This window comes from Vibrio sp. Vb1337, assembly GCF_033338715.1.
In the GTDB taxonomy this organism is placed as follows: Bacteria; Pseudomonadota; Gammaproteobacteria; order Enterobacterales; family Vibrionaceae; genus Vibrio; species Vibrio alginolyticus.
Genome location: NZ_JAWOTD010000009.1, coordinates 103,013 through 123,602, shown reverse-complemented (window position 1 = coordinate 123,602; position 20,590 = coordinate 103,013). Strand labels below are relative to the sequence as shown.

Genomic DNA, 20,590 nt, shown 5'->3' with positions numbered 1-20,590 from the left:
GCCGAGGTACATTTAGTGATATCAACAACCGTGGAATTAGGTTAGTCGATAACTGCGGATATAAGTTCTCAATTTAATTACAGTTTTGACATAAATCTGACTGATGTCCACCAGCGCCCGGTAAATTTTTGCCTCGTTAATTTAAAACATTGCAAATTCTTCGAATGACCCCAATGTTCTATACAACCAAAACCGAATTAAAAGAGAAAACACGGATGAGCCAAGCTATCTGTCGCATGATTGCTCAAGAACTGAATGTTCGCCCAGAGCAAGTCAACGCCGCTGTCACCCTAATTGATGATGGCAACACTGTCCCTTTTATTGCACGTTACCGCAAAGAGGTGACGGGGGGCCTTGATGATACCCAGCTGCGTACTTTGGACAGCCGTCTGTCTTACCTTCGTGAAATGGATGATCGCCGTCAAACCATCCTCAAATCAATCCAAGAGCAAGGCAAACTGACGCCAGAGCTAGAACAAGAGATCGCGCAGGCAGACAGCAAAACTCGTCTTGAAGACTTATACCTACCTTACAAACCCAAGCGTCGTACGAAAGGTCAGATCGCGATTGAGGCTGGTCTTGAGCCGCTCGCAGATCAGCTTTGGAATAATCCACAAACCGAGCCAGAAAGCGAAGCAAGCAAATACCTTGATGCAGACAAAGGCATCGCAGACACCAAAGCTGCATTAGATGGCGCTCGCGCGATCATCATGGAGCGCATCGCAGAAGACGCAAACTTACTGGAAAAAATTCGCAACCACTTAAATCGCAATGCGGAACTGGTCTCACGAGTCGTTGAAGGTAAAGAGCAAGAAGGCGAGAAGTTTAAAGATTACTTCAACCACAACGAGCCCCTAAGCAAAGTGCCATCGCACCGAGCACTGGCGATGTTGCGTGGCCGTAACGAAGGCTTCCTGACATTGGCAATGAATGCTGATCCAGAACAGGAAGAAGGCGCTCGTCAGTCTTACTGCGAAACGATTATCGCCGACCATTATGGCGTGACACTTAGCAGCGCACCTGCGGATACCTGGCGTAAGCAAGTGATCAGCTGGGCATGGCGCATCAAAGTATCGATGCACATGGAAACCGAGCTAATGGGCGCAATGAAAGAGCGCGCTGAAATCGAAGCGATTGAAGTATTCGCCACTAACCTAAAAGACTTGTTGATGGCAGCACCGGCTGGCCCTCGTGCAACACTTGGCCTCGATCCGGGTCTGCGTACAGGTTCAAAAATCGCGGTTGTCGACTCAACAGGTAAAGTGCTTGCAACTGAAACCATCTACCCTCACCCACCACAAAAACAATACGACAAGTCAGCACAAATCGTTGATCAGTTGGTGCGTAAGTACAACGTGGATTTGATTGCGATTGGTAACGGTACGGCTTCACGTGAAACCGACAGCTTTGTCGCAGACGTCATCAAACGTGGCAACCTGAAAGTTCAGAAGATCATCGTAAGTGAAGCGGGGGCTTCGGTTTACTCAGCGTCTGAGCTTGCAGCAAAAGAGTTCCCGAATATGGACGTATCACTGCGTGGTGCAGTGTCGATTGCACGTCGTTTGCAAGATCCATTGGCTGAACTCGTGAAAATTGATCCGAAATCTATTGGTGTGGGTCAATATCAGCACGATGTAAGCCAATCTATGTTGGCAAAACGCCTAGATGCGATTGTGGAAGACTGTGTAAACGCGGTTGGTGTTGATGTGAACACTGCTTCTGCGGCGCTACTGACGCGCGTAGCAGGCTTATCAAGCACCATCGCGCAGAACATTGTCGACTTCCGCGATGAAAACGGTCGCTTCGAAGCACGTACAACCTTGAAGAAAGTACCTCGTTTAGGTCCTAAGGCGTTCGAGCAGTGTGCGGGCTTCCTGCGTATTATGGATGGTAAGAACCCACTTGATGCGTCTGCGGTTCACCCAGAAGCGTACCCAGTGGTCAAAGCGATTTCTGAAAAGAACAACAAAGATATCAAAGCGCTAATTGGTGATTCTAGCTTCCTAAAAGGTCTGCATGCGGTCGATTACACCGACGATAACTTCGGCGTTCCAACCATTACAGACATCATCAAAGAGCTGGATAAGCCGGGTCGTGACCCACGTCCAGAATTCAAAACGGCGACCTTTGCAGAAGGTGTAAACTCGGTATCTGACTTGGAACCGGGCATGATTCTAGAAGGCGTGGTGTCTAACGTAGCCAACTTCGGTGCCTTCGTTGATATCGGCGTTCACCAAGATGGTCTTGTGCATATTTCTGCACTGACAGATCGTTATGTGTCTGACCCACGTGAAGTGGTGAAAGCTGGCGACATCGTCAAAGTGAAAGTGATGGAAGTTGACGTGCAGCGTAAGCGTATTGGTCTATCGATGCGTATGAACGACGAACCGGGTCAAGACAACCGCAGCCAACGCTCATCAGCAGCGCCGCGTCGTAATGACCAACCGCAGCGTCGTCAGCCTCGCCGTGATGATTCGTCATCGAACAGCGCGATGGGCGGTGCGTTTGCTGCAGCGTTTGCTAAAGCGAAAAAGTAACCTTACCTAGGCTTCACCGCTAACGAGCTTTCATAACTAAAAAGAAAACGCTCCAATCAGTCAACCTGCTTGGAGCGTTTTTGTTTGAGTAGGATATTGAGTCGTCATAATACTGCTATCACTTCTGACGGGGTATGGGGAGCGACTGCATGACCATAATGAAACTTGATCACCTTCCTGCGCTTTTCCATTAATCCTTCATTGATCGCAGCATCCAAAATGCGCTTTGGTAAGCGAAAGCGGATCGCGTAGCCTTTCCCCTGGTCTTCACTATACGATTTGAGCGCAAGCAAACTAAAAAGCCGTTCTAGTGTATCTTCCGGCTCTTCTTGATAACGCGTGTCGACTTCCGTTTCCATATCATAATCAGGATGCTCTGAAGGATCCCAAGAAGACTGACGTCGGCGCTTGTCGTCACCTTTTACTTTTCGCTCTGCATTGGTTTTGGCCAATGCGACCGTTGGCGTTACAGGCTCTCGGACTTTATTGTCGCGAGCTGCTTGTTCCGTCTGCACATTCACGGATGGGGCGATCAGTGGCACACTTACGTTGGTCGGTGACACAATCATTGCGAACCCTCCTCAGAGTCGCCCAACTCGTCAATATGGCTTAGCTTTATTGGCTAATAAAACCTCACCAGCCTTTATATCGACCACTTTTTAAACAACTTGAGGTATTTCCGCTCGTACTTGCTCAATCGTGAGCAAACTCTCGGATTTGAACACAAAATTCGTCATGTTCGGTGATAAAAGGCGCATGAGAGGACTGATTAAAAACAAACTGCTGGGTATGAGGCAACTGTTCACTTAAATCGTTAGCTACTTTAATTGGCACCAACCCATCTAAACGGCCATAAAGACGCAACATTGGAACAGAAAGAGACGTCAACGCATCGCGCAGATCCACATCAGCAAGGATGTTTAGCCCAACCAACAGCGATTCAGGGTTTGGTTGAGGGCGCGATAGTACCGCTTGCTTGAGCTGTTTAACGTCTTTACGCGCTGATGGGCTGCCCATCGCTTGCAACGCCATAAAGCGCTCAATGGTCAGTGAGAAATCTTCTAGCAACTGAGAGGTGAACGCACTCAGTACATTCGGTTGAATGCCACGCCAAGGTTTTTCTGCGGCAAATTTAGGTGAGCTGGCAACCGTAATCAACTTAGCCACGCGCTCGGGCATATTTAATGCCACATGCGTCGCCACTAAACCTCCGAGGGACCAACCAAGCCAAATCGCTTTCTCTGGCGCACCTTGCACCACCAAGTTAGCAATATGGTCTAAATCTTCAGCATGAGATTCGGCGCTATGTCCGTACCCCGGAAGGTCAACCACATGAACTCGGAAATAAGGTTGAAGAGACTCGACTGTCTGCTGCCATACCGCACCATTCATGCCCCAACCATGAAGTAACACCAAATCTGGTCCCTGACCAAATGACTGCCAGTGTAATTTCGTGCTCATGCTCTCAATCTCTCCCACTTATTTTATTCCCTACGGCTCCAGCCAAGCGTTAGGCTGAGTAAAATATCACCATGAATAAACGCTATGTTATCTCATCACTGGCAAAACATCATGCATCGCGTATTGAGCAGTCAATGCGGCCTGTGTCGGTTCCCTATTCAAACACCAAGCCACACAAATACTCTGCGCTGGTGCGAGCACTGTTTAAAATACCTAACTCCGGTAAAACGATGTCAACGCTGCGGTTTATCATTACAGAAAGAAGAAATGAGTACGGATAGTATTTGTGGTGAATGTCTTTCAAAGCCACCGCCATGGCAAAGGCTATACACGTTAGGCGATTACGACTTTCCCCTTTCACGGGAAGTACAACGCTTTAAAGATCACGGAGAGTCTTGGCATGTAAAAGCATTAACCGAGCAACTGGCACAGCGCATCACCACGCCAGCTCCAATCATGACCAGTGTGCCATTGCACTGGCAGCGTTACCTGCGCCGGGGTTTTAATCAAAGTGATGTTTTAGCCCGACACCTCGCCAAGCAATTGCAGATTAATTTTGATGCGAAGGTCTTTCGTCGAGTAAAGCTCGCCCAATCACAGCGTGGGAATACCAAAACAAGCCGTGAACAAAACTTAAAAGGCGCGTTTATTCTCAATAAGCGCCCTCACTCTTCCCATGTTGCCATCGTCGATGATGTAGTCACCACAGGCAGTACCGTCCGACAATTATGTCATTTACTACTTGAAGTTGGCGTAGAAAGCATCGATATTTACTGCATCTGCAGAACACCTGCTCCTCGTTCTCTCTAGATCGCTTCGCCATGCCTTAGCATCAAAAAGACTAGACCCATACGTCAACAAGAGTAGAATAGCAGCAGTAACCTACAAATTTACTCGGGTATTCGTCGTGTCAAATATTACTATTACAGAAACTGCGCAAACGCATTTCGCTAACCTTTTAGGTCAACAACCTGAAGGTACTAACATTCGTATTTTCGTTGTGAACCCAGGTACACAAAACGCTGAGTGTGGCGTGTCTTACTGCCCACCAGAAGCAGTAGAATCGACCGACACTGAACTCTCTTACAGCGGTTTTTCAGCTTACGTGGATGAGCTGAGCCTGCCATTCCTTGAAGACGCTGAAATCGATTTTGTTACCGATAAAATGGGCTCTCAGCTAACGCTAAAAGCACCTAACGCTAAAATGCGTAAAGTTGCGGACGACGCACCACTGGTTGAGCGCGTTGAGTACGTTATCCAAACTCAAGTGAACCCACAACTTGCTGGCCACGGTGGTCACGTAAACTTGGTTGAGATCACTGAAGACGGTGTTGCGATTGTTGCATTTGGTGGCGGTTGTAATGGCTGTTCTATGGTTGACGTAACACTAAAAGAAGGCATCGAGAAAGAGCTGCTAAACCAGTTCATTGGTGAACTAACCGCAGTTCGTGATGCTACAGAACATGACCGTGGTGATCACTCTTACTACTAAGAGTAAACACTGTCAGAAAATGGGAGGCTTCGGTCTCCCATTTTTGTATCGATACTGAGGTGATGCTGAGATGCTTAGCTCGACTCGTAAAATCCGCTAGAAACTCAGGCGGAGTTCTCATATATTAAGAATCTTACGCATCTCGTAAACGCCAACGACACCAAGGAGCCAGCGTCATGCCGAAACGAACCCCACCAGAGATACTCTCATGCCAGACGGTTGCAAAATCCAAACTGTTTGCTGTGGAAGCGCTCGACCTTCGTTTTTCCAATGGTGAGCACCGTACTTATGAGCGTATGAAGCCAAGTGGACGAGATGCTGTAATGGTAGTCCCTGTAACAGAACAAGGCGATTTATTACTGGTGCGTGAATACGCCGCTGGAACTGAACGTTACGAGCTAGGTTTCCCAAAAGGGCTGATTGACCCAGGAGAAACACCACACCAAGCTGCGGATCGTGAGTTAAAAGAAGAAATCGGCTTTGGCTGTAATCAGTTAACCCCGTTGAAACAAGTTATCCTCGCGCCATCTTACTTTTCGAGCAAAATGACTCTATTTTTAGGACAGGCGCTTTATCCAGAGAAGCAAGAAGGCGATGAGCCTGAACCACTGGAAATTGTGCGTTGGCCACTTGCGCAAGCCGAAGAGTTATTAACTCACATGGATTTCTGTGAAGCACGAAGCATCACAGCGCTAATGTTGGCACTGAAACACTTACCAAACACCACTCACAAGCATAACCAATAACGGTCATTAGAACCGAATAACACTGTGAGTAAGGACTATCACTTATGCCAATGACAAAAGATCTATCTCACCTACTTCCTCAAGTCATCGAGATTGCCCGCAGTGCTGGGCAAATGATCCTCGAGATATATGAAAAGAAGCAATACGAGGCCTACACCAAAAGTGACGAAACTCCCGTAACAAGTGCAGATATTGCAGCTCACAAGTTCATCACAGAACGCTTGAGTGATCTGACGCCTGACATTCCCGTGTTGTCAGAAGAAGACGCAGACATAAGCTTAGAGCAACGCGCTCAGTGGGAACGTTATTGGTTAGTCGACCCTCTTGATGGTACTCAAGAATTCATCGCTCGCAGTGGTGACTTTGCCACTATTATCGCGTTGGTCGACAACAATCGACCAACCATGGGCGTCGTTTACGGTCCTGTATCTGGCGTGACTTACTACGCTTATAATGGCAAAGGCGCCTGGAAAATTCCCGACATGTCGGACAGCGTCAAAATCCATACACACAAACACGAACAGCCAGAGCAAAGCATCGCAATTGCTATTAGTCGTCGCCAAGACATCAATCGTATTACTAACCGTATGAGCAGCGCCTGGAATTACGACTTAATACCGCTCGGTTCTGCGGCATTGAAAGCATGCCTCGTCGCGGAAGGGGCGGTAGATTGCTATCTCCGACTAGGTCCAACAGGTGAGTGGGACACCGCTGCGACACAATGCATTGTTGAAGAAGCTGGCGGACGTATTCTCAGCACGCAATTAGAACCGCTGTCATATAACGAGCGGGAAACACTAGAAAACCCGAATTTTATTGTTCTTGGTGATGCGGATTTACCTTGGAATGAGATTTTACAACGCAAAGATTAAGCGCCCTATCGGTAAAATTTAGAGCACAAAATTCTAGCAATAGAAAGGCCACGAATATCTTCGTGGCCTTTTCTTTTTGACCTTCTGTACAGCACTTGGAGTATTTAGCCTACTATGTTCCAATTACTTGCAAAGCTGAACAAAAGAAACAAATCAATTAAAAATCATGGCTTTAAACTTTCACTCATTCCCAATCAAGATCGAATGTACAGCGAATAGAGGTTTTAGCTTACGATGATCCAAAAGCAAAAAGAGCTGCACAATAGCAGCTCTTTTAAGATATTGGATTTTGTCACGATAGGTTAGAAGCGCCCTTGGTAATTAAACTCATATTGACCTTGAGCATTCGGCTTACCCAACCATTTCAGTTGCTCCCCCATGCTGGATGGGAACTCTGCACCAGGTTTGAACCACGCTTTGGTTGAGTACCGTTGATTAGGCATCAGCTCTGCTGAGAACGCCGCAGAGACTTGTTTGCTGCTCTGCTCACCAGTTGCCGTCAATACACTATCCTGACAGTTTATATCGGCAATCACAGGGCCGAGATCTAAGCTGCCAACGGGGCTTTGAATACCACTGGCATTCCATACTAAAGTGCCTTCACCGTTCTTACACCAAGGCGCAGCATAAGTCGCATGACGAATATTCAGCTCAAGCTGCCCATCAACACCAACAGGCACAGGGAGGCGCGCTTGCTCAACAACTTTTACCGCCGGAATCGAGGCAACTAAGTTTTTGGCATAAGGGCCATCACTTAAGTTATAGCCGACAAAACCGCGCCCACGAACGTCCATTTCACTACCACGACCAAAGCGCACAGCAAACTCCGCTTTACCTGTCAGTAGACTCGACCATTGGAAATCCCAATTAACTTCTCCAAGGTTCTGGCGCTGCCAACGAATACTAGAAGCTTGACCTTGCCATACCGAACCGTTGGCTCCTTGAATGTCCAGGCCTCTCACTGTTGGTGCTTGTTGTAACACCCAAGAGACTGGTAATCCCATTAAAAGACTGACTGAAAAAAAGACGATAAAGATAACAACGTAAAGTACTGCTCGCTTCACCTTAACCTCGCTTAAACTGAAGGCGGTTTACATCGATCATGCCCGCTTGCTCTGTTCGGTCGATATCTAAAAATTCGACTTCAATACCCTGTTGCTCTTTCAAGTAACGTAACCAATCCACTAGTTGATTAAACGCGAGTGGTTTGATCCACACTTGAACGCTCTCATTACGAGGTTGTACGCGAATCAACTCAACTTTATAACGACGAGCTGAAGAAGAAACCAACTGATTCAACGGTTGACTAGAGTAGCTCACACCGCTGCTTTTTCGCAGTGCAGTGATGCCATCCGCTTTATCTTGTACCCAAGCTAGCAACTGTTTTTCGCTTTGAATACGTGACTGAGCTAGCTCCGCACGTTGGCTCATTGGCTGTAATAAACCCCAATAAATAATACCGATAACGGCAATAGCGCCACATCCCATGACCAAACGCTGCTCACGCTGCGAGATGCTGCTCCACCAAACCTGAGCTTGAGAAATTAAGTTTTTCATCATCACCTCACAAACGCTTCAAAACAAAGCTGCCAACCACAACGTTATCGCTACGGTTCAACTGACCTTGCTCAACATTAAACTTCTCTGCCAATTTCACACGAGCCTGCTCAAAAGGTTGGAAGTCTGAACTACGAGCCTGAATACGTACTTCGCCACGTTGTCCGTCGTATTTAAAGCTAGTGATCTCCAAGTCGCTGACCTGACCAAGCGTCGCGGGTAATGCAGCCAACCATGACAACATTGCCTGCTGACCACTTCCACCAGATAAGCGGCGCTCTTCATCATCCATTTGTCGTTTGAGGTAACTAACGGTAGGAATGCGTCGTTTATTTGGGAACACCTGGCGGAAAATACGCTCACTCTCCTCACGATACGCTTGAGCTTGTGCTTCGTACTTGTGGACCACGAGCAACTGCTGCGCAACCATGACGACGATAAGCACCCCCGCAGCAATGGTGGCTTTTTGCCAGAGCTTCCAGTATTTACCCCAAGAAGATTTCGGCTTGAAGATCCCAGTCAGCAAATTGACTTTGCTTTCTGTCACCCCCTTCGCCAGTAAAGCCATCGTCATTTCTTCTGGTTGCGGATCCCATATTTCAGGTAACGCAGATTCCGGGACCGAGCTAAAGCAATCGAGCTTCCAACCTTCATGATTTTGTAGATAAGAAGAGAGGTAAAGGTCTAACCAAGAAGCGTCGACAACCGCGCCCTCTGTCGCAGAGTGACGAATTAGCCATTGCTCGCCAATCATTGCAGCACTGCTGTGATCTCCACGAACCGGTAACGCAAGCACATCGGGTAAAATGCGTTTAATGGCGATACCTTGGCTTGAGAAACGTTGCAGTACAGTCTGAATCCAAGCACGTTCAACTGCGCAAATCTGCGCTTTATCCGCTTGTTTACCCAACACGCTAAAGTGCAGGCCATCAACGTCCTGAGCAACTTCGTCTTCCACTAAGTACGGTAACATAGCCTCGAATTGGCGTGTTGCACCAGGTGGTATATCCACTTGCGTCAGGACTACATCATTACTCGCCAGCAGCGCCACAACTTGGCGCTGACCAGCATATGAGACCAACTCATCTAAGTGTTCCCATCCGGCGATTTCACCGCTAGCAATCACTTCCTGTTGATCTGTCGACCACACCACCCAAGGAATGGTACTTTGTTGTTCGCTACTCAGCCGAACGGTCAGAAACTCGCTCACTGATCCCTCCAAAACGACGGCGAACTACGGTCACCGTTTCTCTATTTGTACTTTGTAAAAGGCTTCGGATACGTACACGTGATTCATCCACCAACACTTGTGCATCCAATTCAAAAAAGGCGCTATCCACACCCAAATAGCCTTTGGCGTTTTTCTTTACATCTTCACTTAAGCCAGCCATTTCTGACTCTGCTAAAAATTCATCAATGCTATCCCACCCATCAAATGGGCGTTTTTCAATTAGCTGAATCGCATCACTACTGCTTAAGTTTGGTGAGAACATTGCCACCAAAATCGGAGTTTGCTCAACATCAATCGTATTCACGTTTAAACGCCAGTCATCACTTGGTAATGCACAGACCAGCGGCTCCAATTTTTGGAAAATTTCACCACTCACCTGATAGACAGCCCGTAACTCGGAAGCATCTGCCATCCAACCATTTGATGCTAAATAGGAAGGCTTCATCGCTTCATATGTGCTGTCTTCAACCCCAGTAGTCGAACGGACAGAGTCGTCAGCATCAATATATTCCCAAGTAGAGTCTGCAATGATTTCTGCTTGATATGGCTCGACATCCAACTCTTCTAATAGGCGCTGCAATACATTCACTAAATATGGTCTTGTAATTTGCTGACCCGTTGGTTGCACACGACTCAATACATTTAGATTAAAGCACGCTTGCTTGTCTCTAATTCGTCCCGCCGCTTGACCATAATCTAACGGATAGACTTGCTCTTTTATCGCCCACGGTTGACTCATATTAATCGTGTCGGTGTCTTTATAACTTTGTTCGATACCCACTTTTGCTAGCGCCTCGACGCCAAGGCTGTACCAGTACGCTTGCTGGTAATTGATTTGATTAGCGCCTCGCTGAAACTGCAGGAACAAACGTTCCGACATGCTGGCGGCAACCGTCGCCATAATCGCCAGCAACATCAACACTATAATCAAAGCAACACCGCGCTGACGGTTAACCATTATTGCTGTCTCCTGAACTTTCCTCTTTCTGACTCAATGTGCCATCAGGAGTGAGATAAGTGCGGGCAATTTCTCCATAGTCTTTGAGAGTGAGAACAACAGAAACCGCTTTCGGCAGCGCTTTTTCTTCAGCCCACTCTTTTTTCCATTGCTTACCATCATAGAAACGCATATCAAATGACTCGACCTGCGTTAGCAATGGAGTAACAGTACCTTGTTGCCCAACCGGCGTATCAGGATAGCGCCACCATACTCGCTGCAGTGTTTCTTCTTTTAAGCGATAGCCAACCTTGGTTACTTCTCCACGAGGGAACTGCTGCTGAGGATTGTGCCAACCTAAACGGGCAAACATCAGCCCTTTAGTATCGGAGTCCAACAGGTAATCGGACCAAAAAATTAGCCGGCTAGCAGGCTCTTCACCATTAGTACGTGTTTGACGCATCGCCATTTGACGAAAATCGTTATCCATCATAACCATGGCACGCTGAATTTCGTTTAAGCGTTGGGTTCGTTCTTGTGATAGCGCATTGCTACGCTGTACTTGCGATACCACTTGGTACGCTGCGACACTTAAACTGGCAAAGATGGCAATCGATACCAACACTTCAATAAGTGTAAAACCTTTTACCCTTTGGCGCGTGTTTGCGCGGAGATGATTATTGCGCCACATAGCTTCGTACCGTTACTACAGGGCTCGCGCTTTTCTCTACCGAGACGCTCACATCAAATGCTTTCAGCAATGGCTGCGTCGTGGCGACTGGCGTGACTTTCCAGAACCAAGTGCGTCCTGCCAGCTCTTCTGTGCCGTTTTTCGCTTTGAGTTCTCCGGTATTCAACATCACATTTGCCATCTGATTATCCACAACCATGGCTGCAAACATTTTTTCTTCTAGATAACTGATTGTATTAATATGCTGGCTCACAGAGCGAATGACACTGATGGCAGCGGTAGCGAAAATTGCCAGTGCGACCAATACTTCCAGTAAGGTCATGCCTCTCGTCCGGCGATGACTCAAATTTGGGCGAGCTTGCTTAAAATTGCGCATTCTCATCCTCTTTCACTTCTTCGCCCGGAGCTAATAACAAAATTTGTCCACTTTCTTTGCCAATGACTCGCCAACCGTCATTAAAGGCATCACCATTTTGCGGAAAAAAAGACAGGGTAAATGGCGTGACTTCGGCGCTGGAAAAGATAAACACTTGCGGTGGCTCAATTTTCTTTTCGTCCTCTTCTTCTGCGAACATGTCTTCATCAAAAAGAGAACCTGGTTTGAATAAGCGCTCATCATTATCCCAAGCACCACCTCCGAGCTCGAGTTGTAGCGCAATATCTTCTTCTAGCTTGGTTTTGCTCGGAATCTGCTTTAATTTCAGAGGCAGCCAACCTTCTGAGGTTAAACTCAGTAAAACGTAGGTCGATTTGGCATCATCCACTCGAACGCCAAAATCTTTACCGCTCAGCACCGCTTCTTCATTGAGCAACTGTAAACGCTGAAAAAAGCTTTGAGCATACTGTTTGGAAAGATCTTTTTGGCTAGTCGGTAACGTCGAGATCACGGCCACAGCCGTAAGAGATAGCAAAACCAGCACCAATAGAATTTCTATCAATGTAAAACCGTTATGTTTTCGCATTTGTTTCATTAGTGCTGGCTTAGGCTCAATTATTGGAAGTCTTGCATGTTCCAGTTGCCAATATCTGCAGCTGGACCTTCTCCACCCTCTTGGCCATCTGCGCCTAGAGTGAAGATATCGATTGTACCGTTATCACCTGGGCTTAAGTATTGGTACTGGTTGCCCCAGGGGTCATTAGGAAGACGTTTGATGTAACCACCATCACGGTAGTTGCGTGGCTCTGGGTTAGATGGCTTGCTAACCAATGCTTCTAGACCTTGGTCCGTTGTTGGGTAAACGCTGTTATCCAACTTGTACATATCTAGGGCATTTTCCAGCGCTACGATGTCCGTAATCGCTTTTTGTTGGTCAGCCTTCTCTTTGTTACCCAATAGGTTTGGAACAACGAAACTTGCCAAAATACCAAGGATAACGACAACAACCATCACTTCTAAAAGTGTAAAACCCTGTTGTTTACTACGCTTAAACTTCATTTTTTTCTCCGAAAGTTAGATTAAAGCCATGCCGTTAGTAGACACGTCTTAATTCGAAATTATCCGCTCATCAAATTATTCATTTCTAGCATTGGCATCAAGGTCGCCATCACAATGAACAACACTAATCCAGCCATTAATGCAATCAGCGCAGGAGTAAACACACCCAGAGCAATATTGACTGTTGATTCAAAGTTTTGATCTTGGTTATCGGCTGCCCGCGTCAACATGCTCTCTAATTCACCACTTTGCTCACCACTGGCGATCATGTGTAGCATCATTGGTGGAAACAAGCGGGTTTGGTCCAACGCCTTACGCAAACTAGCGCCCTCTCGAACGTTATCCGCTGCAAGCAACACTTGCTGCTTCACATAACGGTTAGACATAACATCTACCGCAACGCGCATACCCTCGAGAATTGGAATCGCACTGGAAGTACAGATCGAAAGTGTTCGCGCGAATCGTGCGGTATTCAAACCTCGAGAGATCTTACCTATTAGCGGTAAGCTCAAGATTTTTCTGTCCCAAGCTAAGCGAAAGTCTGGCTTTTGCAACGCCAGTTTGAGGCCATAGAAAAGCGCCACCAGCACAACGAAAATAATCAGCCCCCAATCTTGCACAAACTCACTGGCTGCCAGTAAAAATTGCGTCGATTGAGGTAACTCTTGGCCCATCTGAATGATGGGTTCAATGATTTTAGGAACCACTGTCGCCAATAAGAACGAAACGATGACAACCGCGAATACCACCAAAACTACAGGATAAATCATGGCTTGAAGCAATTTAGATCGCATCTTTTGGCGGTTTTCGACATAGTCTGCCAAACGCTCTAATACGGTATCGAGGTGACCTGATTTTTCGCCCGCCGCAACCATGGAGCGGTACAGTTCATCAAACACGTGTGGGTAATCGGCAAAACTGTCGGCGAGCGGATAACCCTCGGTTACTTTCGAGCGAACCGCAGCCAACATAGAACGAATCCTCGGCTTTTCAGCCTGCTCAGAGACCGCACGCAAACACTCTTCCAAAGGCATTCCTGATTGGACTAGCGTAGACAATTGCCGTGTGATGAGTGCCAGCTCAGATGTCGAGATGCCGCGCTTAAAGCTGACTGAACCTGAAGACTTAGCCGATTTAGCTTTCGTCTCGACCACTTCAATCGGGATCATCCCTTGCTCTTTGAGTCGCTGGCGCACTTGTCGGGCGTTGTCCCCTTCTATCGTGCCTTTTTTATGCTTGCCTTTTGCATCTAGCGCTTTGTACTCAAATGCCGCCATTAGGTTTCCTTCGTCACTCGCATCACTTCTTCAAGTGACGTAATACCACGACGTACTTTGCTTAAACCATCACTGCGAATACTTGGCGTATGGGCGCGAACGGCTCTCTCAATTTCTTGTTCACCAGACTCTCGATGAATCAACTCTTGCACTTGCTCATCAACCATAATGAGCTCGTGGATACCTGTTCGACCTCGGTAGCCTTTTTGGTTACACGCTTCACAGCCTTTTGCTCGGTGCAGTTCTAACGGTTCATGCGCTTCCATACCAAACAGTTTTTTCTGTTCCGCATCGGCTTCATACGGCTCTTTACAGCTTGGACAAAGCGTTCGAACTAAGCGCTGCGCTAGCACCCCTAATAACGAAGAAGAAATAAGGAATGGCTCAATACCCATATCACGTAGACGCGTAATCGCACCCACTGCGGTGTTGGTGTGGAGAGTAGACATTACCAAGTGACCCGTTAAGGACGCTTGCACTGCAATTTGTGCGGTTTCTAAGTCACGGATCTCACCGACCATCACCACATCCGGGTCCTGACGCAGAATGGCACGCAAACCACGCGCAAAAGTCATGTCGACCTTTGGGTTCACCTGAGTTTGACCGATACCATCAATATCAAATTCGATCGGGTCTTCAACCGTTAAAATGTTGCGTTCGTTGCTATTGATCTCTTGCAAGCCAGCGTACAAGGTGGTTGATTTACCAGAACCTGTCGGGCCCGTGACCAAGATGATACCGTGAGGGCGGCCAATCAAGTGACGGAAGTTGTCATGCACTGAAGGTGTCATGCCCAAACTATGTAAATCAAGACGAGTCGCGTTTTTATCCAACAAACGCATTACCACGCGCTCACCATGTGAGGACGGCATCGTAGATACACGCACGTCCACCGCACGACCACCGATACGCAACGAAATACGGCCATCTTGAGGCACACGCTTTTCTGCGATATCTAGTTTAGCCATAACCTTCACACGAGAAACTAGCAAAGGCGCTAGCTTACGACTTGGGGTCAGAACTTCACGCAATACGCCATCGACACGAAAACGAATCGAAAGGGTTTTCTCGAACGTCTCAATATGAATATCCGACGCACCTTCTTTGATCGCTTCGCCCAACATGGCGTTGATCAATTTGATGATTGGCGCATCGTCTTCCGATTCTAATAAGTCTTCATCGTGCGGCAGTTCTTCAGCCAAAGAGAAGAAATCATCGCTATCAGCACCAATATCTTCCATCAACTGACGCGCTTCAGACGAGTCGCGTTGATATGCTTCGGTCAGCTTTTTATCAAAGGCTTCTTTATCGATAGGTTGCGGTACGAAGCTTTTCTTTAATACACGACGGACTTCAACCAGAGCCGCAGGGTTAAGCGGCTCGACATAGTAAAGAATAGGTGGACGCTCAGGATGCTCTGTCTCCAGCACCAGTTTAAAGCGGTTGGCAAAACTGAATGGCAGACGACGCATACTTGGCGCTGTGTCTAACATATCAACCATTAGTTGTTTTCCATTTGATCAATAAACGCTTGAATCTCTGTTGGGTGCTGACGCTCCTGGCCAAAGGCTGGCATAACCGGGATCTTCTCGTCTGCCATCAACTTCAACCCTTGATCCGCTTTATAAAGCTGTTCTGCGCGAATAAAGTTGTATTTACGCTGCGTAATACCGTCAGCCGTCACACCATCGCGAATAATCGTCGGCTTGATGAACACCATCAAGTTACGTTTTTCTGTTTGCGTGCTAGTTGACTTGAACAGGTGACCCAGTACCGGAATGTCACCCAATAGCGGCACTTTAGACTCACTTTCAAGTGCGCGTTCATCGACCAAACCACCAAGAACCAACATCTGACCATCTTGGATCATGACAGAGGTGTTTAACTGTCGTTTAGCAAAGCGAACGTCAACCGCACCGTTTGCGCCTAATACGTTGGAAACTTCTTGTTCAATGTTTAACTGTACAGAGTCACCTTCGTTAATTTGTGGCACTACTTTGAGTTTGATACCGACTTCTTTACGGTCAACCGTTTGGAATGGGTTGTCGTTGTTTGAGCCAGCCGTAGAGCCCGTAATAACCGGAACCTCTTCACCCACAATAAATGATGCTTCGCCATTATCCATTACGGTAATACTCGGAGAAGATAGAATGTTTGAGTTGGAGTCAGAAGCAACAGCACTAATTAGCGCTGTCCAGTCACCCATGACAATACTCATTGCCGCACCATTTACTCCGCTAAGCGCTGACGCTAGCGTAGAGTAGTCACCTGATTCAGTAACATCATATGGCGTTCGTTCGCCATTAGAGTTGGTATAGTATTCAGTTCGGGTTTGATCTTTTGCTTCTTCTAGACCAACCATCACCTGACCAATCGGGGCTCCTGAGTTACCGTACTGAATTACAGCACCCGTTTCTAACGAACCCCACTGAACACCTAGGTTAATACCATCACCTTCAGACATTTCGACAATTAACGCTTCAATAAGAACCTGAGCACGACGAATATCGAGTTGAGAAATGACGTCTTGTAATGCCATCATAATATCTGGCGGCGCTGTTAAAACTAACGAGTTAGTTGCAGCGTGAGCAGCAATGACGACCTCACCACGCGATGCACCTGATGTTTTCTGACCGGCTTGTTTTTCAGCTTGCAGGTTATCGGAAACACCTTTCAATACATCCACCAAGTCTTCAGCTTTCGCATTTTTCAGGTACACAACTCGGTTGTTACCTTTTGTCGCCATTTCAACATCAAGTTGACGAATCAAACGTTTCAAGCGGGCTCTTACTTTTGGATCACCAGAAATTAAAATCGCGTTAGTACGTTCATCGGCCACAATTTTAGGTTCAAGGAACTCTGGCGTGCTTTTCTGATTCGCACTTTTATTCAGTGCTTCGACAATGCGTACCATTTCAGCAGCAGATGCATTACGCAGCTCCACCAATTCAATTTCTTTATCGCCGGCTTGGTCAACACGCTTGATGATCTCTGCTAAGCGATTCACTACTGCCGCACGACCAGTAATCAAGATAATATTCGCTGGATCATAATGAACCACGTTACCGGCACCGGCGTTATCAATCAGCTGGCGAAGTAGAGGAGACAACTCACGGACCGACACATTACGCACCGCGACAACTCGAGTGATAACACTATCGCCTTGCGCGCTACCATCACCTAACACAGGGATTGCTGAGGTTTTTGAGTCTTTTGCTTTGATAACCTTAAGTACCCCATTGTCCATCTCTACGACTGCGTAACCGTATACTTCAAGGACATTAAGGAAAAAGCTGTAATATTGCTCTTCGTTAAGTACGTCATAGCTGCGGACATCGATCTTACCGCGTACTGAAGGATCAACAATGATGGTCTTTTCGAGGTTACGACCCACTATGTTGATGAATTCTTGAATATCAGTGCCTTTAAAGCTCGCACTAAATTCGTTTGCCATTGCACCTGGTACGCAGAGTAAACTTCCTGCTAGTAGCCAAGCACTTTTGCTGAACCAATGTTTCACGTATGTCTCCCTGAACTTACGCCGGTTGCCTAAGTCTTACAATTGGATATAGATATCGTACTGTTGGCCGTCTCGCTCAACAGTTAAATTTAATTCTTGCGGATCGCTCATCACTTGCATCAGTTGTACTGAAGAAGACGGATCACTTAAATCGATCCCGTTCAGTTGAACCGCAATATCACCAGGTTGTAGCCCTACATCATTAAATAATGCGGCATCACGACCAGGTGATACTCGATAACCAACAATGTCTCCGTCTTTTTTGACGGGTGAAATGGTGATGTATTTAAAAACGCTTTGTGGATCTTTCGCAATTTCCTCGCGGATTTGCTCTAATTTCTCTCCAACGTCAGACGTCGCTGCTTCTGCTCGCTGAGCTTGCGCCCTAGCTACCTGCGGCGATTCAGATAGCTTCTTATATTCTATACCTTGCATCATTAAGGTCTCGTCTCGACCTTGGTTATCAATGATGACGCGATCCACCAATACCGCTTTTAGCGTCGCACGTGTCCCTTCGATTTCTTCACCCAAACCGTACGTAGCTTGCTTACCTCGGTTAGCAATAACAGCAAGGCTGGTATTGGCATCACTGCTGGCAACCGCACCGACTAGGGTGAGGTTAAGGCGCGTCTTAGGGGCGTCTTTAACAATAGGCTGTTCTACAACTGCCGCTTTTTGCTCAGTGAATTTACCGAATAGGTTGGCATTCTGAAGGGCATTAAAATCTATCGCGTCGCCTTTATTACTCGCAGTAACGCTACTCGCCGATGGACGCCATTGCGGCACTTCCGACGATTGAGGTATGGCTAACCACACAATTTTGCCAAGTATCCATCCGGTTATCGCAATAAACAGACAGGTAAGCAACAAGCTAAGTTTGGCTTGAATGGTATAATGATTGGACTTGATCTGAGCCAGTAGCGGTCTGCTTGATAATCCTGCACTTAGCTCTAAACGTTTCACTGAATGGATTCCTTTATTCTAACGTCCGTCATTTAAGCTATAACGATAGCTATCGACTTTAAATTGCTAAATTTGCAATAAAATTATTACTCAACAAAGAGCAGTGAACTATATCACAAGTTGTCTTTCATACCTTTTTCTTATGCAGTTTTTGCCAACTCCCTTGAAAAAAATACGCCTTGACTCCATCTGTAGGTGAATAATCCATCACTCATTGCCGTATTCGGGCAGTGATTAGATAGCGTAGTGTTCTATGAGTTCCCTAAATGAAGCCGTTAGGCTAGATAAATGGCTATGGGCCGCAAGATTTTACAAAACCCGCTCCATCGCGCGTAACATGGTCGATGGCGGTAAAGTCCACTATAATGGCCAACGAAGCAAGCCGAGTAAAATCGTTGAAGTGGGCGCTGAAGTAAGACTTCGTCAAGGCAACGAAGAAAAAATCGTGATCATCGAACAAATCTCAGATCAACGCCGAGGCGCTCCCATCGCACAAACCTTATATCGCGAAACTAATGAAAGTATAGCGAAACGTGAGGAACACGCGACTCAACGTAAGCTTAATGCCCACAACCCAAGTCCGGAACGCCGCCCAGATAAAAAGCAGCGCCGAGACATCATTAAGTTCAAACACCAATAAAAGCCGGAATTACCAACGAGGAAAGCACTCCATGGCAAATAATGTTTTAAACCGCTACCTATTCGAAGATCTTTCAGTACGTGGCGAGTTGGTACAATTAGATGAAGCGTACCAACGTGTTATCTCCAGCAAGGAATATCCGGCAGCAATAGAGAAACTGCTGGGTGAGCTACTCGTTTCAACTACTCTTTTAACTGCCACTCTTAAGTTCGAAGGTTCGATCACCATCCAGCTACAAGGCGACGGTCCTGTGTCTCTTGCCGTTATCAACGGTGACCATAACCAACGTGTTCGTGGCGTAGCTCGCTGGGAAGGCGATATTGCCGATGACGCAAACATTCACGATCTAATGGGTAAGGGCTACCTTGTGATCACTATCGAACCGAAAAACGGCGAGCGTTACCAAGGTGTCGTTGGATTAGAAGGTGACACTTTAGCAGAAGTGCTAGAAGGCTACTTTGCAAACTCAGAGCAGTTAAAAACGCGCCTATGGATCCGCACTGGTGAGCATGAGGGCAAAGCACACGCAGCAGGTATGTTGATTCAAGTGATCCCTGACGGCACTGGCTCTCCAGATGATTTCGAACATCTAGAGCAGCTCACTGATACAGTAAAAGATGAAGAATTGTTTGGTTTAGAAGCGAACGAGTTATTGTATCGACTATATAACCAAGACAAAGTACGTCTGTACGAGCCGCAACCTGTCGAGTTCCATTGTGGCTGTTCTCGTGAGCGTAGCGGTGCCGCAATCATCACCGTTGAGAAAGCTGAAATTTATGACATTTTGGCAGAAGTTGGATCAGTTTCTTTACATTGTGATTACTGTGGCACAACTTATACGTTCGACGAATCTGAAGTCACTGAACTGTATGCACAAGCTTCTACGGACAAGAAAACCCTGCATTAATTTACATAGCTTATCAAGCACGTAATTTACCCTACAAAAGGCCAGCTTAATGCTGGCCTTTTTGTGATCAACCCCTCGTAATAACTAACCTCAAGCGTAATAAAACAACTGCTTAATTTTAAACAATTAATAATGATTTTGCCCTAGCGCAAAGGATTGCGTGCACGATAGACTATTCCCACCAATATGTGACGGGTTACCTAAAACCTTATTGAAATCATGGGTAAATTTTGAGCTATCTCCCTGTTTTCTCCCCGCCCCGTTGCTAGCATGGTGAGCAGATTAAAATTAAAACATTCTTACAAAATCCCTACAAAATCCTTA

General features: G+C 46.7%; 21 protein-coding genes. 7 read left to right on the top strand and 14 right to left on the bottom strand.

Annotated elements, in window-relative coordinates; genetic code table 11:
- The first annotated feature begins 215 nt into the window (after window positions 1-215).
- Window positions 216-2,537 (top strand): Tex family protein, encoded by a 2,322-nt coding sequence (locus tag R7E42_RS12270; protein ID WP_262582540.1) that lies wholly within the window; start codon window positions 216-218, stop codon window positions 2,535-2,537.
- A 104-nt stretch (window positions 2,538-2,641) separates the two neighbouring features.
- Here R7E42_RS12270 and R7E42_RS12265 read toward each other — a convergent pair whose 3' ends face one another.
- Window positions 2,642-3,106 (bottom strand): hypothetical protein, encoded by a 465-nt coding sequence (locus R7E42_RS12265; RefSeq protein ID WP_005379316.1) that lies wholly within the window; start codon window positions 3,104-3,106, stop codon window positions 2,642-2,644.
- Window positions 3,107-3,230: 124 nt separating this feature from the next.
- Window positions 3,231-3,998: a pimeloyl-ACP methyl ester esterase BioH gene (bioH, locus tag R7E42_RS12260; RefSeq protein WP_005384724.1), complete on the bottom strand. Its 768-nt coding sequence runs from the start codon at window positions 3,996-3,998 to the stop codon at window positions 3,231-3,233.
- 84 nt (window positions 3,999-4,082) lie between these two features.
- On the opposite strand from bioH, the gene R7E42_RS12255 reads away from it, so the two are divergent.
- The 4 genes from R7E42_RS12255 to cysQ all read left to right on the top strand — a co-directional run bounded on the left by R7E42_RS12255 (window position 4,083) and on the right by cysQ (window position 7,108).
- Window positions 4,083-4,808, top strand: coding sequence for a ComF family protein (locus R7E42_RS12255; protein WP_318072706.1), 726 nt, complete (start codon window positions 4,083-4,085; stop codon window positions 4,806-4,808).
- 97 nt (window positions 4,809-4,905) lie between these two features.
- On the top strand, window positions 4,906-5,490 hold the full coding sequence (nfuA, locus tag R7E42_RS12250) for a Fe-S biogenesis protein NfuA (protein WP_005379313.1): 585 nt from the start codon (window positions 4,906-4,908) through the stop codon (window positions 5,488-5,490).
- A gap of 176 nt (window positions 5,491-5,666) precedes the next feature.
- A complete protein-coding gene (nudE, locus tag R7E42_RS12245; RefSeq protein ID WP_005379309.1) occupies window positions 5,667-6,236 on the top strand; it encodes an ADP compounds hydrolase NudE in 570 nt (189 codons plus the stop codon).
- A 44-nt stretch (window positions 6,237-6,280) separates the two neighbouring features.
- The gene (gene cysQ, locus R7E42_RS12240; RefSeq protein ID WP_005379308.1) at window positions 6,281-7,108 is read left to right on the top strand and encodes a 3'(2'),5'-bisphosphate nucleotidase CysQ; all 828 of its coding nucleotides are present in this window, start codon (window positions 6,281-6,283) and stop codon (window positions 7,106-7,108) included.
- Window positions 7,109-7,410: 302 nt separating this feature from the next.
- On the opposite strand, the gene R7E42_RS12235 is transcribed toward cysQ, so the two are convergent.
- Genes R7E42_RS12235 through gspC form a run of 12 tightly spaced genes read right to left on the bottom strand, consistent with a single transcriptional unit; the run spans window position 7,411 to window position 18,719 of the window.
- Complete coding sequence (locus tag R7E42_RS12235) at window positions 7,411-8,172, bottom strand: type II secretion system protein N (RefSeq protein WP_213969809.1); 762 nt, start codon at window positions 8,170-8,172, stop codon at window positions 7,411-7,413.
- 1 nt (window position 8,173) lies between these two features.
- Window positions 8,174-8,665: a type II secretion system protein M gene (locus R7E42_RS12230; protein WP_005383002.1), complete on the bottom strand. Its 492-nt coding sequence runs from the start codon at window positions 8,663-8,665 to the stop codon at window positions 8,174-8,176.
- A gap of 7 nt (window positions 8,666-8,672) precedes the next feature.
- Window positions 8,673-9,875 (bottom strand): type II secretion system protein GspL, encoded by a 1,203-nt coding sequence (gene gspL, locus R7E42_RS12225; RefSeq protein ID WP_165401605.1) that lies wholly within the window; start codon window positions 9,873-9,875, stop codon window positions 8,673-8,675.
- Window positions 9,844-10,854 carry a type II secretion system minor pseudopilin GspK gene (gspK, locus tag R7E42_RS12220; RefSeq protein ID WP_005382999.1) on the bottom strand — a complete coding sequence of 337 codons (1,011 nt, stop codon included), beginning with the start codon at window positions 10,852-10,854 and terminating at the stop codon, window positions 9,844-9,846. Before gspK ends, gspL begins: the two co-directional genes overlap by 32 nt.
- Window positions 10,847-11,524 carry a type II secretion system minor pseudopilin GspJ gene (gene gspJ, locus R7E42_RS12215; RefSeq protein ID WP_132936677.1) on the bottom strand — a complete coding sequence of 226 codons (678 nt, stop codon included), beginning with the start codon at window positions 11,522-11,524 and terminating at the stop codon, window positions 10,847-10,849. The genes gspK and gspJ overlap by 8 nt, the downstream gene beginning before the upstream one ends.
- Window positions 11,511-11,900, bottom strand: a complete 390-nt coding sequence (gspI, locus tag R7E42_RS12210) for a type II secretion system minor pseudopilin GspI (protein ID WP_017635009.1) — start codon at window positions 11,898-11,900, stop codon at window positions 11,511-11,513. Before gspI ends, gspJ begins: the two co-directional genes overlap by 14 nt.
- Window positions 11,887-12,486, bottom strand: coding sequence for a prepilin-type N-terminal cleavage/methylation domain-containing protein (locus R7E42_RS12205; protein ID WP_318072705.1), 600 nt, complete (start codon window positions 12,484-12,486; stop codon window positions 11,887-11,889). The genes gspI and R7E42_RS12205 overlap by 14 nt, the downstream gene beginning before the upstream one ends.
- 29 nt (window positions 12,487-12,515) lie before the next feature.
- Window positions 12,516-12,959, bottom strand: coding sequence for a type II secretion system major pseudopilin GspG (gspG, locus tag R7E42_RS12200; protein WP_005379298.1), 444 nt, complete (start codon window positions 12,957-12,959; stop codon window positions 12,516-12,518).
- 59 nt (window positions 12,960-13,018) lie between these two features.
- Window positions 13,019-14,236, bottom strand: coding sequence for a type II secretion system inner membrane protein GspF (gspF, locus tag R7E42_RS12195; protein ID WP_005382993.1), 1,218 nt, complete (start codon window positions 14,234-14,236; stop codon window positions 13,019-13,021).
- The gene (gspE, locus tag R7E42_RS12190; protein WP_005379296.1) at window positions 14,236-15,738 is read right to left on the bottom strand and encodes a type II secretion system ATPase GspE; all 1,503 of its coding nucleotides are present in this window, start codon (window positions 15,736-15,738) and stop codon (window positions 14,236-14,238) included. Before gspE ends, gspF begins: the two co-directional genes overlap by 1 nt.
- The gene (gene gspD, locus R7E42_RS12185; protein WP_005379295.1) at window positions 15,738-17,756 is read right to left on the bottom strand and encodes a type II secretion system secretin GspD; all 2,019 of its coding nucleotides are present in this window, start codon (window positions 17,754-17,756) and stop codon (window positions 15,738-15,740) included. Before gspD ends, gspE begins: the two co-directional genes overlap by 1 nt.
- Window positions 17,757-17,792: 36 nt before the next feature.
- Window positions 17,793-18,719 (bottom strand): type II secretion system protein GspC, encoded by a 927-nt coding sequence (gspC, locus tag R7E42_RS12180; protein WP_115385654.1) that lies wholly within the window; start codon window positions 18,717-18,719, stop codon window positions 17,793-17,795.
- A gap of 253 nt (window positions 18,720-18,972) precedes the next feature.
- Here gspC and hslR point away from each other — a divergent pair, with 253 nt between their 5' ends.
- Both hslR and hslO read left to right on the top strand, forming a co-directional pair.
- Window positions 18,973-19,359 carry a ribosome-associated heat shock protein Hsp15 gene (gene hslR, locus R7E42_RS12175; protein WP_005379292.1) on the top strand — a complete coding sequence of 129 codons (387 nt, stop codon included), beginning with the start codon at window positions 18,973-18,975 and terminating at the stop codon, window positions 19,357-19,359.
- A gap of 31 nt (window positions 19,360-19,390) precedes the next feature.
- On the top strand, window positions 19,391-20,266 hold the full coding sequence (hslO, locus tag R7E42_RS12170) for an Hsp33 family molecular chaperone HslO (RefSeq protein ID WP_031780788.1): 876 nt from the start codon (window positions 19,391-19,393) through the stop codon (window positions 20,264-20,266).
- Window positions 20,267-20,590: the final 324 nt, after the last annotated feature.

Excerpts from the sequence above, each read along its gene's own strand:
- R7E42_RS12270 (WP_262582540.1), top strand. The coding sequence starts at position 216 with ATGAGCCAAGCTATCTGTCGCATGATTGCTCAAGAACTGAATGTTCGC.
- R7E42_RS12265 (WP_005379316.1), bottom strand. The coding sequence starts at position 3,106 with ATGATTGTGTCACCGACCAACGTAAGTGTGCCACTGATCGCCCCATCC.
- bioH (WP_005384724.1), bottom strand. The coding sequence starts at position 3,998 with ATGAGCACGAAATTACACTGGCAGTCATTTGGTCAGGGACCAGATTTG.
- R7E42_RS12255 (WP_318072706.1), top strand. The coding sequence starts at position 4,083 with ATGTTATCTCATCACTGGCAAAACATCATGCATCGCGTATTGAGCAGT.
- nudE (WP_005379309.1), top strand. The coding sequence starts at position 5,667 with ATGCCGAAACGAACCCCACCAGAGATACTCTCATGCCAGACGGTTGCA.
- cysQ (WP_005379308.1), top strand. The coding sequence starts at position 6,281 with ATGCCAATGACAAAAGATCTATCTCACCTACTTCCTCAAGTCATCGAG.
- R7E42_RS12230 (WP_005383002.1), bottom strand. The coding sequence starts at position 8,665 with ATGAAAAACTTAATTTCTCAAGCTCAGGTTTGGTGGAGCAGCATCTCG.
- gspK (WP_005382999.1), bottom strand. The coding sequence starts at position 10,854 with ATGGTTAACCGTCAGCGCGGTGTTGCTTTGATTATAGTGTTGATGTTG.
- gspJ (WP_132936677.1), bottom strand. The coding sequence starts at position 11,524 with ATGTGGCGCAATAATCATCTCCGCGCAAACACGCGCCAAAGGGTAAAA.
- gspI (WP_017635009.1), bottom strand. The coding sequence starts at position 11,900 with ATGCGCAATTTTAAGCAAGCTCGCCCAAATTTGAGTCATCGCCGGACG.
- R7E42_RS12205 (WP_318072705.1), bottom strand. The coding sequence starts at position 12,486 with ATGCGAAAACATAACGGTTTTACATTGATAGAAATTCTATTGGTGCTG.
- gspG (WP_005379298.1), bottom strand. The coding sequence starts at position 12,959 with ATGAAGTTTAAGCGTAGTAAACAACAGGGTTTTACACTTTTAGAAGTG.
- gspF (WP_005382993.1), bottom strand. The coding sequence starts at position 14,236 with ATGGCGGCATTTGAGTACAAAGCGCTAGATGCAAAAGGCAAGCATAAA.
- gspE (WP_005379296.1), bottom strand. The coding sequence starts at position 15,738 with ATGGTTGATATGTTAGACACAGCGCCAAGTATGCGTCGTCTGCCATTC.
- hslR (WP_005379292.1), top strand. The coding sequence starts at position 18,973 with ATGAGTTCCCTAAATGAAGCCGTTAGGCTAGATAAATGGCTATGGGCC.
- hslO (WP_031780788.1), top strand. The coding sequence starts at position 19,391 with ATGGCAAATAATGTTTTAAACCGCTACCTATTCGAAGATCTTTCAGTA.